The organism is Paraliomyxa miuraensis (assembly GCF_026337845.1).
Taxonomy (GTDB): Bacteria; Myxococcota_A; Polyangia; order Nannocystales; family Nannocystaceae; genus Paraliomyxa; species Paraliomyxa miuraensis.
The window spans coordinates 758,129-772,496 of the sequence record NZ_JAOVZF010000163.1; the positions used below are offsets into that span (position 1 = coordinate 758,129).

Annotated in this window: 12 protein-coding genes; 5 read left to right on the forward strand and 7 right to left on the reverse strand. The window is 70.8% G+C overall.

Translation table 11 applies throughout. The annotated features are described in order from the left end of the window. Positions 1–18: 18 nt before the first annotated feature. From OEB96_RS43075 to OEB96_RS43105, 7 genes are all read right to left on the reverse strand, one after another. The gene (locus tag OEB96_RS43075) at positions 19–1,449 is read right to left on the reverse strand and encodes an MBL fold metallo-hydrolase (RefSeq protein ID WP_266222799.1); all 1,431 of its coding nucleotides are present in this window, start codon (positions 1,447–1,449) and stop codon (positions 19–21) included. Next, the gene (locus OEB96_RS43080) at positions 1,446–2,609 is read right to left on the reverse strand and encodes a polyprenyl synthetase family protein (protein WP_266222800.1); all 1,164 of its coding nucleotides are present in this window, start codon (positions 2,607–2,609) and stop codon (positions 1,446–1,448) included. The genes OEB96_RS43075 and OEB96_RS43080 overlap by 4 nt, the downstream gene beginning before the upstream one ends. A 99-nt stretch (positions 2,610–2,708) precedes the next feature. After that, the gene (locus tag OEB96_RS43085; protein ID WP_266222801.1) at positions 2,709–2,867 is read right to left on the reverse strand and encodes a hypothetical protein; all 159 of its coding nucleotides are present in this window, start codon (positions 2,865–2,867) and stop codon (positions 2,709–2,711) included. A 513-nt stretch (positions 2,868–3,380) separates the two neighbouring features. Next, positions 3,381–5,408, reverse strand: coding sequence for an NAD(+) synthase (locus OEB96_RS43090; protein WP_266222802.1), 2,028 nt, complete (start codon positions 5,406–5,408; stop codon positions 3,381–3,383). Between the two features lie 33 nt (positions 5,409–5,441). After that, positions 5,442–6,260: a hypothetical protein gene (locus OEB96_RS43095; protein WP_266222803.1), complete on the reverse strand. Its 819-nt coding sequence runs from the start codon at positions 6,258–6,260 to the stop codon at positions 5,442–5,444. 15 nt (positions 6,261–6,275) lie between these two features. Further along, complete coding sequence (locus OEB96_RS43100) at positions 6,276–7,814, reverse strand: hypothetical protein (RefSeq protein ID WP_266222804.1); 1,539 nt, start codon at positions 7,812–7,814, stop codon at positions 6,276–6,278. 76 nt (positions 7,815–7,890) lie between these two features. Further along, entirely contained in the window at positions 7,891–8,832 is a 942-nt protein-coding gene (locus OEB96_RS43105) for an oxidoreductase (protein WP_266222805.1), read from the reverse strand. A 214-nt stretch (positions 8,833–9,046) separates the two neighbouring features. On the opposite strand from OEB96_RS43105, the gene OEB96_RS43110 reads away from it, so the two are divergent. The 5 genes from OEB96_RS43110 (at position 9,047) to OEB96_RS43130 (ending at position 14,308) form a co-directional block, all read left to right on the forward strand. After that, positions 9,047–9,217 (forward strand): hypothetical protein, encoded by a 171-nt coding sequence (locus tag OEB96_RS43110; protein ID WP_266222806.1) that lies wholly within the window; start codon positions 9,047–9,049, stop codon positions 9,215–9,217. A gap of 74 nt (positions 9,218–9,291) precedes the next feature. Further along, complete coding sequence (locus OEB96_RS43115; protein WP_266222807.1) at positions 9,292–10,083, forward strand: hypothetical protein; 792 nt, start codon at positions 9,292–9,294, stop codon at positions 10,081–10,083. A 30-nt stretch (positions 10,084–10,113) separates the two neighbouring features. After that, positions 10,114–11,163, forward strand: coding sequence for a 2-dehydropantoate 2-reductase (locus OEB96_RS43120; protein ID WP_266222808.1), 1,050 nt, complete (start codon positions 10,114–10,116; stop codon positions 11,161–11,163). A 92-nt stretch (positions 11,164–11,255) separates the two neighbouring features. After that, entirely contained in the window at positions 11,256–13,025 is a 1,770-nt protein-coding gene (locus OEB96_RS43125) for an SBBP repeat-containing protein (protein ID WP_266222809.1), read from the forward strand. After that, entirely contained in the window at positions 13,022–14,308 is a 1,287-nt protein-coding gene (locus OEB96_RS43130; RefSeq protein ID WP_266222810.1) for a type III PLP-dependent enzyme domain-containing protein, read from the forward strand. Before OEB96_RS43125 ends, OEB96_RS43130 begins: the two co-directional genes overlap by 4 nt. The last annotated feature ends 60 nt before the right edge of the window (positions 14,309–14,368 follow it).

A 14,368-nucleotide genomic window follows, 5' to 3' on the forward strand; every position in this document is an offset into this window, starting at 1 on the left:
CGAGCAGGGGCGCGTCGCTCAGCCGGCGGCGGACAGGCACGTGGTCGACGCCAGGTGCTGCGACGGACGCAGCCACTCGATGCGCGGCGCGGGTCGGCGCTCGAGTACTCGGCGCTGCCGGGTCCGCATCAGCACGTCGTCGCTGGGATCGAAGTCGGGATCGTCGGTGGTGCTGCCCGGGCGCGGCCCGAGGCCGAGCTCCCAGTACCAGGGCGCACCGCCGTTGGCATAGGGCACCACCACCGACGCACCCCACTGCACCGCCGTCTCCAGCAGATCGTCGGCGTCGTTCATCAGCTGCATGCGCCGCCCCCACTGCTCGCGAGGAATCGACAGCATGTAGCGGGCCACCGAGGTGCCCAGGTAGCGAATCGGTCGCAGCCGCCACGCCCGGTAGCCGCCGAGCACCACGTCGACCGGCCCCTGCGAGCGGCGAAGCTCGGCGGCGAGCTCGATGCAGCTCCCGCCGTGGTCGCGACCCGCATCGGCCACCAGCGCCACGCGAGCTCCTCCCCCCTCGACCACGTACACGTTCCCGGCGTTGCGCACCCCCGGGTGCAGGAACTCGCCGTCGGTCGGCTGCTCGCCCCAAAACGGCTGGGCCCACACGCGCTGCGAGCCCACCACCACGTCGCGTCCCCACGCGAGCGCGTGTACGTGCAAGAACCCCAGCGCGCGCAGCCGCGTGGCCATGTCGATCGACAGCAGCGACTCGCGCTCCACCACCGGCACGAAGATCGGCACGTCGGCGCCCAGCCGCAGCAGGCTGCCCACGTCGTAGTGATCGGGGTGGCTGTGGGTGATGAAGACGGCATCGGGGCGCAGCTCGGCCGGCGTCATCGGGCTCAGCCGCGGCTCGCCCGCGTGCGCCGGCGGCAGCAAGAACGGATCGAACAAGACCCGAGAGCCGCCGTGCTCGACGCAGACCGTCGCGTGCCCCACGAACGTGATGCCATCACCGCTCACGGGCTCGAGCGGCGCGCGTGCGGTCATGGCTCCCCCGTCCACCAGTGCATCCCACAGCGCGCGGGCCGGACCGCCGGGCGGAGGCGAAGCGAGGCGCGACCACTCGCCGATCCAGCGTGCGAGCTCGGGCCGCAGCGCCGACGGCAGCGGCAGGACCTGCGATGGCATGCCCGGTCGCGCCACGCGAACGGCCACCGGCACCACCTGCTCGGGACGCGGGTGGAGGCAATCCTCGCGCAGCCGACCGGGGCGCTCGAACAGGGCGCCGAGCGCCTGCGGGCCCAGGCAGCGGGCCATCAGCGCCTGCGACTGCTCGGCCGTGGGCTCCTCGGCCTGCCGGGCCAGGTGGCCCGCGATGGGGTGGCAGATCTTCTGCAGCAGCCGATCGCACAGGCCGGTCACGGCACTGCCGAAGCGGGTGCGGTCGTCGTGGACGAGGTCGAGGCGGACGTCGTCGCGAAGGCGGAGGCGTGCGTCGATCATGGGACCATGAGCTCCGGCTGGGCGATGGGTCCAGCGGGACGACGCCCGCCCTGGGCTCGCGCCCGGCGTACGCCTCGCAGCGTCTCGAGCAGCGCACGATCCTCGTCGGACATCATGGAGGCGTCGGCCTCGTCCACGTCGATGGCGATGCGCAGCGGTGACGGGCGGTAGTAGATGCTCGGCATGTCGTCGAGCCACGCCAGCAGGAGCGCGAGATAGGGCCCGCCGCACGGGAGCCCGGCAAAGGCCTCGTGCACCTGGGTTCGCACGGCCTCGGTCTGGGCCGCCACCCGTGCCATGACCCCGGCGCGGTAGACTCGGCGCTGTACCTCGCGCTCGCCGACCTGCTGCATCTGGGCCGCTCGCAGGGTCGCACGCGCCTCGTCACCGCCAGCCTCCACGTACATCGCCAGCGGCATGCTCATGGTGCCCTGGCGCAGGTCCTCGCTGCGATCGCCGTCGAACAGATCGGCCACGTCGTTGACCATCTGCCGCAGCTCGGCGATCGCGTCGCCGATCACGCCGAAGCGGGGGTCGATCTCGCTGGCGGCCGGCGTGGTCCTGGCGGCGATGTACGCCCCACACAGCTCCATGCGCATGGCACACAGCGCCGACTTCTCGATCGAGGTGGTGCGAACGTCGGCCAGCGTGACCTCGCGGCCACGGTGGACCAGGTCGCGGTGCTGCCCGCGAATGGACCGCAGCGCGTGCGCTCGCATCATGGCGGCCGCACGCGGGCCAAGACCGCCGGGCAGGGTGTGAACGAATCGCTGGAGCACGTCGAGGGCCAGCATCAGCAGCGCGATGGCGCAGTTGATCGCCAGCTCCGGCCCCACCGTCGCGTAGGGCCCTTCGAGCTCGTCGTCCTGGACGCCATCGAACAGGTCCAGCGAGAAGTAGTAGATCATCAGGCCCGCACCGATCACTTCTGCGTCCTCGTCCACCTCGAGCCCATGGGCGCGAATCGTGAGGTAGCAGGGGGCCAGCGAGTGCGACGACAGTGGCTTGCGAGCGGAGCGACGAGCCTTGAACGCCACTCCGGCCAGGAGCAACGCGGCCTGGTCGGGCTCGTACCCTGCGTCCGCGATCGAGCGCTCGATGAGCGCATCGACGGCCCGAACGTAGGCCGCGAGGGAAGCGTGGGAGACGGGAGCGTTCATGAGGCTTGGGGGCTTGGGGGCTTGGGGGCTTGGGGGCTTGGGGGCTTGGGGGCGAGAACGGCCGGGCCGGCACTGCGCCGACCCGGCCGAGTCAGTGGGCTAGTACCACTGCGGGCACATCACGGTGCTCTCGGGAGCGGCGTTGAGCTCGTTCGAGGTCAGCTCGGCCTCGGCACCCAGGGCCTCGCGAAGCTCGTCGATGTCCACGAGGGTGAGCTCGTTGTCGATGCCGGTGTCGATGGTCTTGTCGTCGTGCATGATGTTGCTGCTTTCTGACGTGTGGTCGTCGTTGGTTGGGGGTCCAACTGCGAGCACTTGCTCGCGGTTGCTCTTTCGACTCGGGCTTTCGTCCCGCATGGACGTCAGTCCCGATCAGAGGTCGTGGGGTCGGGGTCGGTGGCGCTCGCTCCGAGGGGCGCCTCGTTCCCGCTCACACTCGATTGGATGCAGTGGGGTCGACCTCGTGGCGGCGTTCGGTCGTCTTCCTCGAGCGATTCCTCGCCGGGTGGGCCGCGCCTGGTCGGGTCATCGTGCTCGGATGGACCGGCGCGCCGCCGATTCGATCACCATGAACTCGAAGAATCTCGAATTCCCATCCGGTGGGGGCTGGCTGCCTCTTCCGCGTCGGTCGCTGCCGACACCCCATCTACTCCCCGCCGACCCGGGTGTTACGACCAAACACGGGCTCGGTACCGAGCGGGATGACCGCGCCCACCGTTCGGTCTCCGGGAGCAGAGCAGCGCCGTGCTCCTCCTCGGACCCTACCCGGCCCTACTCCGGCTGATACGCCGCGACCTCGGCCAGCCACTCGTCCACCCTCGCGTCCGAGGGCATGCGCCAGTCCCCGCGAGGCGACAGCGCCACCTGCCCCACCTTCGGACCATCGGCCGTGCACGAGCGCTTGAACTGCTGGGTGAAGAAGCGCCGCAAGAACAGGGTGAGCCAGCGCTGCAGCTCGATCACGGGGTAGTCGTCGCCAAACGCCACGCGCGCCAGGTCGAGCACACGCTCGGGCCGCGCCCCGTCGCGCACGAAGTGGTAGAGGAAGAAGTCGTGCAGCTCGTAGGGCCCCAGGTGCGCCTCGGTGAGCTGGGCGATCTTGCCGTCGGCATCGGCCGGCAGGAGTTCCGGCGAGATCGGCGTGTCGAGGATCGCGAACAGGGTCTGCCGCAGCGCCGTCACATCGCCCTGCGACCACGTGCCCACGCGCTCGTTGGCCACCCAGCGGATCACCGACTGGATCAGCGTCTTGGGCACCCCTGCGTTGACGTCGTACATCGCGATGTGATCACCCGCGTAGGTCGACCACCCCAGCGCCTTCTCGCTCAGATCGCCCGTGCCGACCACCAGTCCACCGTGCGCGTTGGCGAGGCACATCAGCACCAGCGTGCGCAGCCGGGCCTGAACGTTCTCCAGCGTCACGTCGCCGAGCTCGGGGCGCTGTCGCAACCGTGCCACCAATGCGTCCGCGTCGTCCTCGGGCTCCACCGCGGCGTGTCCCAGCATCTGCAGCACCATCCGGGTGGCCTCGGAGATCGAGATCACCCGCAGCTCGGCCCCGAGCGCCTCCACCAGCCGCTCCGCGTTGCCCCGCGTGCCCTCGGTGGTCCCCAGCCCCGGCATCGTCACGCACAGCAGCTCCGATCGCGGCTGCCCTCGCAGATCGAGCGCGGTCGCGGCCACCAGCGCGGCATGGGTGGAGTCGAGCCCGCCCGAGACGCCCAGCACCAGCCTGGGACGACCGATCGCGCTCATGCGGGTGGCCAGCGCATTGGTCTGGATCTCGAAGATCTCCCAGCAGCGCGCGCCCAGGGTGGCGGGATCCTGGGGCACGAACGGGTGCCGCGGGACCGTCCGGAGGAGCGGCATCGACACCTCGTCGCGCGCCGAGAACGAGACCCTACGAAACACCTTGGCATGCTCGCGGCCGCAGTCTCCGAACGTGTTGGTGACCATCCGCTCCCGCTCCAGGCGCTCGAGATCCACGTCGACGCTGACCAGCTGAGGCTCGCGGGCAAAGCGGGTCGAGCTGGCCAGCACGCGCCCGTTCTCCACGATGAACGCATCGGCGTCGAACGCCAGGTCGGTCGAAGACTCGCCCGGGCCCGCGGCCACGTAGACATAGGCACACTTGCCGCGATCCGACGAGGCCTGGGCCAGCAGCCGTCGCAGCTCCGCCTTGCCCACGATGAAGTTGGAGGCCGAGAGGTTGGCCACCACGGTCGCCCCGGCCAGGACCTGCAGGGCCGAGGGCGGCACGGCCACCCAGAAGTCCTCGCAGATCTCGAGCCCCACCGTGAGCCCCGGTGCCGCGTCGGCCTGCAAGAGCACGTCGGTCCCAAACGGCACCTCGTGCCCGAGCACGGGCCCGAGGTCGAGGCTCGCCCCGGCGGGCACCTCGACCCCGGGTCGAAACCACCGCGCCTCTTCGAACTCGCGATACGTGGGCAGGTAGCACTTGGGCACCACCGCACGCGCCCGCCCGCCCTGCAGCGCCACCGCCACGTTGTAGACCCCACGGGCCGTCCGCAGCGGCAGCCCCACCACCGCCAGCGGCGCGAGGTCGCGTCCGATGTGGGCCAGGTGCTGCAGGCCCTCGAGGGCGGTCCGGAGCAGGTGGTGATCGTGGAACAGATCGCGCGCCGTGTAGCTGGTGAGCCCGAGCTCGGGGAACACCACGAGCGCGTGATCCTCGTCGTGGGCTCGTCGCCACAGCGACAGCGTGGCCTCGACGTTGGCCTGCACGTTGGCGACCGCGCAGGTGGGAACGGCTGCCGCGATGCGAACGAAACCCCGCATGGGGGGAGCATGCCCTCGAACCCGCCCGCAGGGTCAAGCGGGATCGAACCGCGGGGCGTTGTCCAAATTGAGCGAGCCGAGCGGCCCATCGAGCGGCGACTCGGGCAGTGGAGCCTCGGCCGTGAGGTCTCCCCCGTCCAGGCTCGCCACGTGCTCGCGGATCCTCGCCCCGTGCCCGGAGGCCTCGGTCGCCGCGCGGCGCAACGGCTCGTACTCGGGGCCGTGGATCAGCTCCCGGCAGCGCGCCCGCGCTTCCGCCACCCGCGGCCTTCGCCCCACGTGGGCCACGAAATCCACCCACCACGCCCGATACTCGTCTTGATAGGCCTCGTAGGTGGGTCCCACCGGGGTGAGATTGTGAAGGTGATTGACCTCGTGCACGAGCGTGGCCAGGCCCACCCGCAGCTCGAGCGGATCGCCATCGCCCAGGCGCGCGTCGCAGGTGCGGATCGCAGCGCGATTCAGCACCACCGTCGCCGGCGGCTCGCGCAGCCCCGCGACCACCCGCTGCCCCTCGAGCGGCAGGTCGTCGAAGCGCAGCCCAAAGCGCCCCTGCGGCGGCAGCAGCGAGTCGAGCGTGCCCTCGAGGATGGTTCGCGTGCACGGACGCATCGTCTCGACGGGAGCGCCGCTCGCCCGTGCGCTCACATGAGCCACGATCCGGGTCGCCCGCACGCGGTCGTCGGGCGGCAACACGACCCACCATGGCGCGGAAAGCATGCGTCCGAGGTCCCGGGCCACCCGACGCGCGGGCTGTCGCTCGAATTGCCCGAGCACTGCATCGCGCAGCGTGGGCGACAGCTCGCCCACGCCTGCCCCGTCCGGGCCCGCCAGCTGCAAGAAGGGATGCACGTCGCCAGCCCCGGACTACATCTGAACGATGCGCAGGGTGGCGCTCGAGTCGTCCACGAACCCGCGCATCGCCACGTGGATCCGCTGCCCCGCCCTGACCGCCATCGTCGCGCGCTGGTTGCTCCCATCGTCGTACATGATGAGATCGAACACCCCCTTGTCGCCCGCGCCATGGATCTCCGGGGCCTGACCGACTCGGGCGTAGGCATCCACGTCGCCCCGGCCCGCCATCACGAATTCCAGCACGCCGTCCTTGCTCACGACGAACGGCTCGAGTTCGACGACCTCCCCGGCGTTCAGGTGGATCGAGAACGACAGCGAGATCGCCTGCGCGTCGGGCTGGTGCTGGTCGCGAGACTTGCGAAGCAGCGTCCTCACCTCGTCGAGCACCACGAACGGCGACAGCGCCCGGTAGGCCCCGTGCGGCAGCCACAGGAAGTCGGGGTGCTCCTTGCGGCTGCTCCCGACCCACTCGCCGCCGATGATCTCCCCGTTGGCGTTCACCTCGAGGACGTAGGCGTAGGGATCGGTGCGCTCCTGCCCCGCGCCGTCGGCATTGGGCCGCGTGGAGGCCGGTGACTCGGTGATGTAGTCGACCTCGGTCTCCACCCGATAGAACTTCACCGCCTGCTCGTCGAAGTGGTAGTCGCCGGCCACCGTCTCCACCAGCGCCGCTGCCTGCTCCTCGCTCACTTCCTCGATGAGCCGCGTACGAAACTCTTGGATCGGCTGGTTCCACACCTCGTAGTTGGCGGTGCGGTCCTCGCAGAACGACCTCCCGTCGCGCCCCAGCAGGTTGGCCAGCAGCACGTGGAACGCCCCGGGATTCACGTCGCGAGCGTCCGCCTTCTCGGCGCGGCCCCGATCGTCGAAGTCCATGTCGCGCTCGTCGTTGCGCGCGCCCACCATCGTGGCCGAGGTGCCGTTGTAGCAGGCGATGAGCAGCGCCTTGATGTCGCTGACCTCGAAGCGAATGCCGTTGTGCTCGACCGGACCGAGCGGCTCCTCCTCGAGGATCGCCGCCGGGGCCCACGCGTGGCACAGGCCAAACCATGTCTCCAGCCCACCGAAGTCCTCCGAGGCGTTGCCGCTCTTGGCCGCTCCGTTGGGGAGCAGCAGGCCCGCGGCGGCCGCGTTGCGCGTGCGCGCGTTGCCGAAGCGACGGCTGCACTCGGTCGCCAGCGGACCGAGCGCGTCGTAGTAGCCGTGGTCGAACGGCTCGTGGAAGTGGCCGAACTCGGCCCGATACGGCCGCAGGTTCGCCACCCGCTGCGGATCCCAGCCGTTGAAGGCCGCGTCGTACTTCTCGGCCGGCGAGAGATCGTGGAGGAAGCTGCCCGTGCGCTGCCAGCGGTGGTTGATCCCATCCTGATACGTCGGCCAGTAGCTGTCGGCCCACGGTCGGCGCACGGCGGATCCCTGGCGGGGCAGCGCGTCGAGGCGGAATTCGAGCGCCACGCGGAACCGCAGCGGATCGTTGTCGAAGCGCCAGGCATCGAGCGCGGCACGGGTCGATCGAGGACGAGGGCGGGGGGAGCGCGAGAATTCGGTCATGGCGGCAACCACGACTCTACACGGTCTGCCGAGGAGCCCTGGCGAGCACCCCGACGAACACCCGAAGCACCGCGGCTCAGTTGCTCAGCGCATCGTACCGAACGCCCGTCAGGCGCTGTGAAACCGCCCACAGCTGCGCGGCCTGCTCGAGGTCCTTGGCCTGCGACGCAGGCTCGACCTTGGTGGGATAGCCCCACATCTGCATCGGACCACCGGGTCCCACGAAGTCGCCGCCGCGCACGTCCTCGGCCGTGAGCGCGTAGAGCGAAGGCATGGCGCCCATCTCGGCGCTCTGCGCCGCCACGCGATTGGCCACCTCCATCACCCGAGCACGCAGGGACGAGCCCATCATGCGAGCCCCTGCGGCCTGGAGGTTGGTCGAGGCATAGCCGGGATGAGACGCGATCGCGATGGTCTCCACCTTGGCCGCCGACAGCCGACGCTGTAGCTCGTACGTGAACAGCAGGTTGGCCAGCTTGCTCTGCGCGTAGGCCGGCCACTTCTGGTAGCGATGCTCGCTCTGCAGATCGTCCCAGCGCATGCGACCCATCTTGTGGACCAGGCTGCTCACGGTGACCACGCGAGAGCCCTCGGCCGCCAGCAGCAGGGGCAGCAGGCGGCCGGTCAGCGCGTAGTGGCCCAGGTGATTGGTGCCCAGCTGCATCTCGAAGCCGTCCTCGGTCTTGCCGTAGGGCAGCGCCATCACCCCCGCGTTGTTGCACAGCGCGTGGATCTCCTCGTACTGCGAGGCGAGCCGCTTGGCGAACGCCTCGATCGAACGCAGGCTGGCGAGGTCGAGCGCCCACGGCTCGACGCGCCCCGACGGTCGCTCGTCGTCGATGCGATCGGCCGCCTCGCGCGCCTTGGCCTCGCTGCGACACGCCATGATCACCTGCGCGCCCTGGCGCGCGAGGATGCGGGCGGTGTGGAAGCCCAGGCCGCTGTTGGCCCCGGTGACCACGACGACGCGGTCACTGAGGTCGGGGATGTCGTCGGCGGTCCAGCGAGGGTCGGACATGGGGGTCGACGCCCGCATAGCACGGATCGGCCGAGCATGCGCCACCGTGGCCCACAGGGCCTCGATGGCTCGACAGGGGGCAGTCCTCTGGCCTCGGCTCACGCCGTGAGCGACCAAGACGCCCTCCCCCGCCACGGTGGACCGCGCCACCCGAGCCCGGCCCAAGAGGTCGCTCCTTGGCGAGCTCGCGTGCTAGGCTCGAACCCACGATCCCATGCTGTCCAAGCTCTTCCTGCTGCTTCTGCTCGGCGCCGTGGTCACCCGCGTGTTCCTGCACGCGCAGTGGAAGGGCCTGGGCCTGTGGCTGCGTCGCTGCGTCGATTTCGCGCTCATGGTGTTCGTGCTGATCTACGCGATCGAGCTGCTGGTGCTCGCGCTGCGATGAACCAGCCGCGTGCTCTCGCACCATGGCTCGGGCTCGGTGAATCGTCCTGCGGCGGCGTGCGTTGAACCCCGCCCATGACCACCGTCCTCGCGCAGACCGGCCTGGGCTCGGTGCTCGACGACCGCCTCGCCACCACCACGGGGCTCCTGGGTGCCCTCGGCTGCGGCTTGCTGGCCGTCCTGCTGGCCCATGCGAGCCCCAGCACACCGGTCGACGAGTCCCTCGACGAGCTCCCCTTCGTCCCCGGCATGGTGCTCGCCATGGGATCACCCGACGCCGAAGCAGTGACCCAGGCGCCCGCCACGACTCCACCCGCCGAGCCCAGCGAGCCCCAGCCCAGCGAGCCCCAGCCCGAGACTCCGCCCGAGGACACCGTGACCGACGAGGTCACCCCGCCCTCGCCTCCCCGTCCCCCCAAGCCCTCGACGCCCGCGGCTCCCTCGCCCCAGCCTCCGCGCACCGACCTCCTGCCCCGGCCGCCATCGTCACCCGGTGGCTCCCCGGCAGGCGCCCCGTCCAAGGGCGACCCATTCGGGGATCCCAACGGCTTCGACGACCTCACCAGCGACGGTGACGCGTGGGCCCGCGGCGTGATCGCGGCGCTCGACGGCATGGACGTGGGCACCGTGTATGCCAAGCCGATCGAGGGCACGGTTCGCTTCGAGCTGACGATCTGCAAGGACGGCACGATCTCCCGCGTCGCGGCCAAGGGAGGCACGGCCTCGCTCGACGAGCGCGACCTCGTGCTGCTCGAGGTGGGACGTCTGAAGATCCCCCGCCCGCCCGCGGACATCGCGGCCCGCATGAAGGGGCCGTGCACCAAGCTGCGCCACACGTTCTCCTGGAGCACCAAGGGCACGCGCTAGCCCCCCACCACTCGTGCCATCATCCCGGCCATGGCGCTGCGCGTCGGCGTGCTCGGGGCAGGGGCGATCGGGGGCTACCTCGGCGTGCGGCTGTCGGCGTCCGGGGCCTCGGTGGTGCTGGTGGGGCGGCGCTCGCTGATCGACCGGCGGGAGCGCCTGCATGCGGTCGGGCTCGACGGCACGGTCGTGCACCCCGACCCGACGCTCGAGGTCGCCGAGGATCCACGCGCGCTGTCCGATGCCGACGTGGTGCTGGTGACCGTGAAGTCGCGCGACACCGCCGACGCGGGGCGTGTGCTGGCGGAGCATGCATCGCAGGACGCCACCGTCGTCTCGTTCCAGAACGGCCTCGCCAACGCCCCCACCCTTCGCGAGCCCCTCGGCTCGCGGGTGGTCGCCGGCATGGTCAGCTTCAACGTGCGGCGCGAGGACGAAGGCGCTCGCCTGCGTCAGCTCACCCGGGGGCCCCTGGTCGCCGGCCCCGGACAGGGCCTGCACGCGGGTCGGGTGCACGCGCTGGCCGAGCTGCTCGAAGCGGGCGGGCTGCCGCTGCAGCTGCACGACGCGATCGGCGACGTGCTGGCCGGCAAGCTGCTGCTCAACCTCAACAACGGGATCTGTGCCGCCACCGGGCTGCCCATCCTCGACTCGCTGCGCACGAGCGACGCGCGGTGGTGCCTGTCGCGGTGCATGCTCGAGGGACTCGCGGTGCTGCGCGCGGCCGGGTATCGGCCTGCCACCGTGCTGGGTCTACCGCCCTCGATCATCGCTCGCGCGCTGCGGCTGCCCAACGCGATCCTGCTGCGCGTGGCCGGTCGGCTCGTCTCGGCCGATCCCGACGCGCGCTCGAGCACGCTGCAGGATCTCGATGCGGGCAAGCCCACGGAGATCGACGAGCTCAACGGGGCCATCGTAGCGCTGGCGCGCGAGCATCGGCTGAAGGCACCGGGGAACGAGGTGGTGACGGAGATCGTGCACGCGCTGGAGGGGAGCCCGACGCCGCTACGGTTCGTGAGCGCGGCAGAGCTGCGGCGGAGGATCGCACAGCGGGAGGCTCGCGCAGCGCGTGACGACGCATGAGACTTGCGGCGGTGATCCATCGACGGCACGCCCCGAGCCCCACGTGAGCTGACCCCACCGTGCCCCCGTGTCGCCTCGGGTACCCTCCCCGCATGCGCTTGCTCCACCCCTCCACCTGCGCAACGGCCAGCGCCCTGCTCCTGTGCGCCTGCCCTGCTCCCGACACGCCCGCCCTGTCGGGCGGCGGGCCCACGGACACGAGCGAGTCGTCCACCGGCGATGCCTCCACCAGCGATGGCGCCGACGTCACGACCGCCGAGCCCCAGCCGATCTGCGGCGACGAAGTCGTGGAGGCCAACGAGGAGTGCGACGACGGCGACGCCAACGCCAACGACGCCGGCTGCAAGCTCGACTGCACGCTCGCGTTCTGCGGCGACGGCCTCGTGCACGAGGGCGTCGAAGCCTGCGACGACGGCAACACCGACGACGACGACGGCTGCCGCAGCGACTGCACCATCCCCCCCTTCTGTGGCGACGGCGTGATCGGGCGCGGCGAGGAGTGCGACGACGGCGACGCCAACGCCAACGATGCCGCGTGCCGCTCCGATTGCACCGCGGCCTTCTGCGGCGACGGCGTCGTGCACACCGGCGTGGAGCAGTGCGACGACGGCAACGAGGAGAACGAGGATGCATGCACGCAGGTGTGCGCCCCTCCCTACTGCGGCGATGGCTTCGCGCAGATCGTCAACTCCGAGCTGTGCGACGACGGCGATGCCGTGGAGGGCGACGAGTGCAACGCCGACTGCACCACCGCCGGGCTGTGGACGCACACGTACAACGGCGCCTCCGACAACAACGACGAGATCCACGGCGTCACCTGCGACTCCGCCGGCAACGTGATCGTGGCCGGCGAGACCTTCGCCGGCGCCCAGGGCGACGACGTGTGGGTGCGCAAGTACGATCACGACGGCAACGAGCTGTGGACCCAGACCTTCCACGGCGTGACCGCCGACGTCGGCTACGCGGTGGCGGCGATGGCCAACGACCACGTCGTGGTGGGTGGCTCCACCTTCACCCTCGACGACGGACGTGATGCCTGGCTGCGCCGCTACGCCCCCGATGGCTCCACCGCGTGGACCCAGACCTTCGACGGCACGTCCCACGATCACGACGAGATCCACGGCGTCGCGATCGACCCCACGGGCAACGTGCTCGTGGCTGGCTACACCACCACCGCGGCCGGTCAGCGCGACGTGTGGGTGCGCAAGTACAGCGGTGCAGGCGTGGCTCAGTGGACGCGCACCGCCACCGGCACCGGTGGCCAGAACGACGAGGGGCACGCAATCGCCTCGGACTCCATGGGCAACGTGATCGTCACCGGCTACGTCTGGGGTGGTGCCAGCTCGCGCGACCTGTGGGTGCGCAAGTACGACTCGGCCGGCAACGAGCAGTGGACCCGCACCCACGACGGCCCGGCGAGCAACAACGACGAGGGCTTCGGCGTCGCCGCCGACTCGGCCGGCAACGTGATCGTCACCGGCTACGAGACCACCGACACCGTCGGCCCCGACGTGTGGGTGCGCAAGTACGACCCCGACGGCGACGAGCTCTGGACCTCCACCTACAACGCGCCGCAAGACGGCTATGACGTGGGTCGGGCCGTGACGGTGGACGGTGACGACGCCGTGATCGTGGCCGGCTCGATCTTCCGCGGATCCCAGTCCGACAACATCTGGGTGCGCAAGTACGACTCCGACGGCAACGAGCTGTGGACCTCCACCTACAACTCCGATGGCTTCGGCATCGACGTGGCGAACGCGGTGGCCACCGATCCCGACGGCAACGTGGCCGTGGGCGGGTTCGAGAACCGCACCGATCTCGGTGAATTCCGCAACGCCTGGATCAGGCTGATGCTGCAATGACCGCGATCGAGGATCCCTGGGCACGACCGCCCCTCGAGCGCATCGGCGCGGCCGTGCGAGCGATGCGCGCCGATGGCTGGCTCGGCGACGAGCACCCCGCCGTGCTGGTCCACGACCTCGATCGACTGAGGGCCCGCGCCCACGAGCTGCGCGCGCACCTTCCTCCCACCGCGCTGCACGCCGCTGCCATCAAGGCGAACCCCGTGATCGAGATCCTGCGGGTCCTGGTCGACGCCGGCCTCGGGCTCGAAGCCGCCAGCTGGGAAGAGGTCGAGCTCGCACGCGCCGCCGGCTGTCCCCCCGATCGCATCGTGTTCGACTCCCCCGCCAAGACCCGACCCGAGCTACGTGAGGCGCTCGCGCTCGGCGTGCGGCTCAACCTCGACAACCTCGACGAGCTCCGACGCGTGGCCGAGCTCGGGCCGCCCCCCGGAGCGATGGTGGGCCTGCGCTTCAACCCCGGCGTGGGAGCCGGTCGCATCGCGATCACCAACGTGGGCACGCACGGCGGTCGCTTCGGCGTGCCGTGGCCCGGCTCGCCCGAGCCGCTGGTCGCTCCGTTCGAGCAGCACCCGTGGCTGACCGGCCTGCACGTGCACGTGGGCTCGCAGGGCTGCGGGCTGGAGCTGCTGGTGGCGGCGGTGGAGCGTGCGCTCGAGCTGCGCGCAGCGATCCACGCCCGCCTGGGCCGGGCCCAGATCACGTGGGTCGACATCGGCGGCGGTCTGCCCACCGACTATGGGCCCGACGACGCACCGCGCATCGGCGACTACGTGCAGCAGCTGCGACGGCACACCCCCGCGCTGTTCGACGACGATCTGCAGCTCGTCACCGAGTTCGGCCGTGCCCTCCAGGTGGGCTGTGGCTTTGCGGTCAGTCGAGTGGAGTACGTGCGCCGCGAGCCCGAGCCCAGGCTCGCCACCGTGCACGTGGGGGCCGATCTCCTGCTGCGTGCCGCCTATGCCCCGCAGGACTGGTCGCACGAGCTGCTGGTGCTCGGCCCCGACGCACGGCCACGGCAAGGGCCCCTCGAGCCGTGGACGATCGTGGGCCCGCTCTGCTTTGCGGGCGACGTGATCGCCCGCGATCGCCCCTTGCCCCCGATCTCCGAGGGCGACCTGCTGGTGATCCGCGACACGGGTGGCTACACGCTCGGCATGTGGTCGCGGCACTGCAGCCGGGCCATTCCCGCGGTCTTGGGCCTGAGCGGCGCGACCCCGCACCTTCGAACCCTCCGCCCTCGCGAGACCACCCGAGACGTCGTTCGCTTCTGGGGGCCGTGAACGCGTGGACACGACCGCTTGAAAATCCTGTGAAACGCGACCGATCGGGCCCGGGTCGCG

Coding starts and splice junctions, on each gene's coding strand:
- OEB96_RS43075 (WP_266222799.1), bottom strand. CDS start 1,449: ATGATCGACGCACGCCTCCGCCTTCGCGACGACGTCCGCCTCGACCTC.
- OEB96_RS43080 (WP_266222800.1), bottom strand. CDS start 2,609: ATGAACGCTCCCGTCTCCCACGCTTCCCTCGCGGCCTACGTTCGGGCC.
- OEB96_RS43085 (WP_266222801.1), bottom strand. CDS start 2,867: ATGCACGACGACAAGACCATCGACACCGGCATCGACAACGAGCTCACC.
- OEB96_RS43090 (WP_266222802.1), bottom strand. CDS start 5,408: ATGCGGGGTTTCGTTCGCATCGCGGCAGCCGTTCCCACCTGCGCGGTC.
- OEB96_RS43100 (WP_266222804.1), bottom strand. CDS start 7,814: ATGACCGAATTCTCGCGCTCCCCCCGCCCTCGTCCTCGATCGACCCGT.
- OEB96_RS43105 (WP_266222805.1), bottom strand. CDS start 8,832: ATGTCCGACCCTCGCTGGACCGCCGACGACATCCCCGACCTCAGTGAC.
- OEB96_RS43110 (WP_266222806.1), top strand. CDS start 9,047: ATGCTGTCCAAGCTCTTCCTGCTGCTTCTGCTCGGCGCCGTGGTCACC.
- OEB96_RS43115 (WP_266222807.1), top strand. CDS start 9,292: ATGACCACCGTCCTCGCGCAGACCGGCCTGGGCTCGGTGCTCGACGAC.
- OEB96_RS43120 (WP_266222808.1), top strand. CDS start 10,114: ATGGCGCTGCGCGTCGGCGTGCTCGGGGCAGGGGCGATCGGGGGCTAC.
- OEB96_RS43125 (WP_266222809.1), top strand. CDS start 11,256: ATGCGCTTGCTCCACCCCTCCACCTGCGCAACGGCCAGCGCCCTGCTC.
- OEB96_RS43130 (WP_266222810.1), top strand. CDS start 13,022: ATGACCGCGATCGAGGATCCCTGGGCACGACCGCCCCTCGAGCGCATC.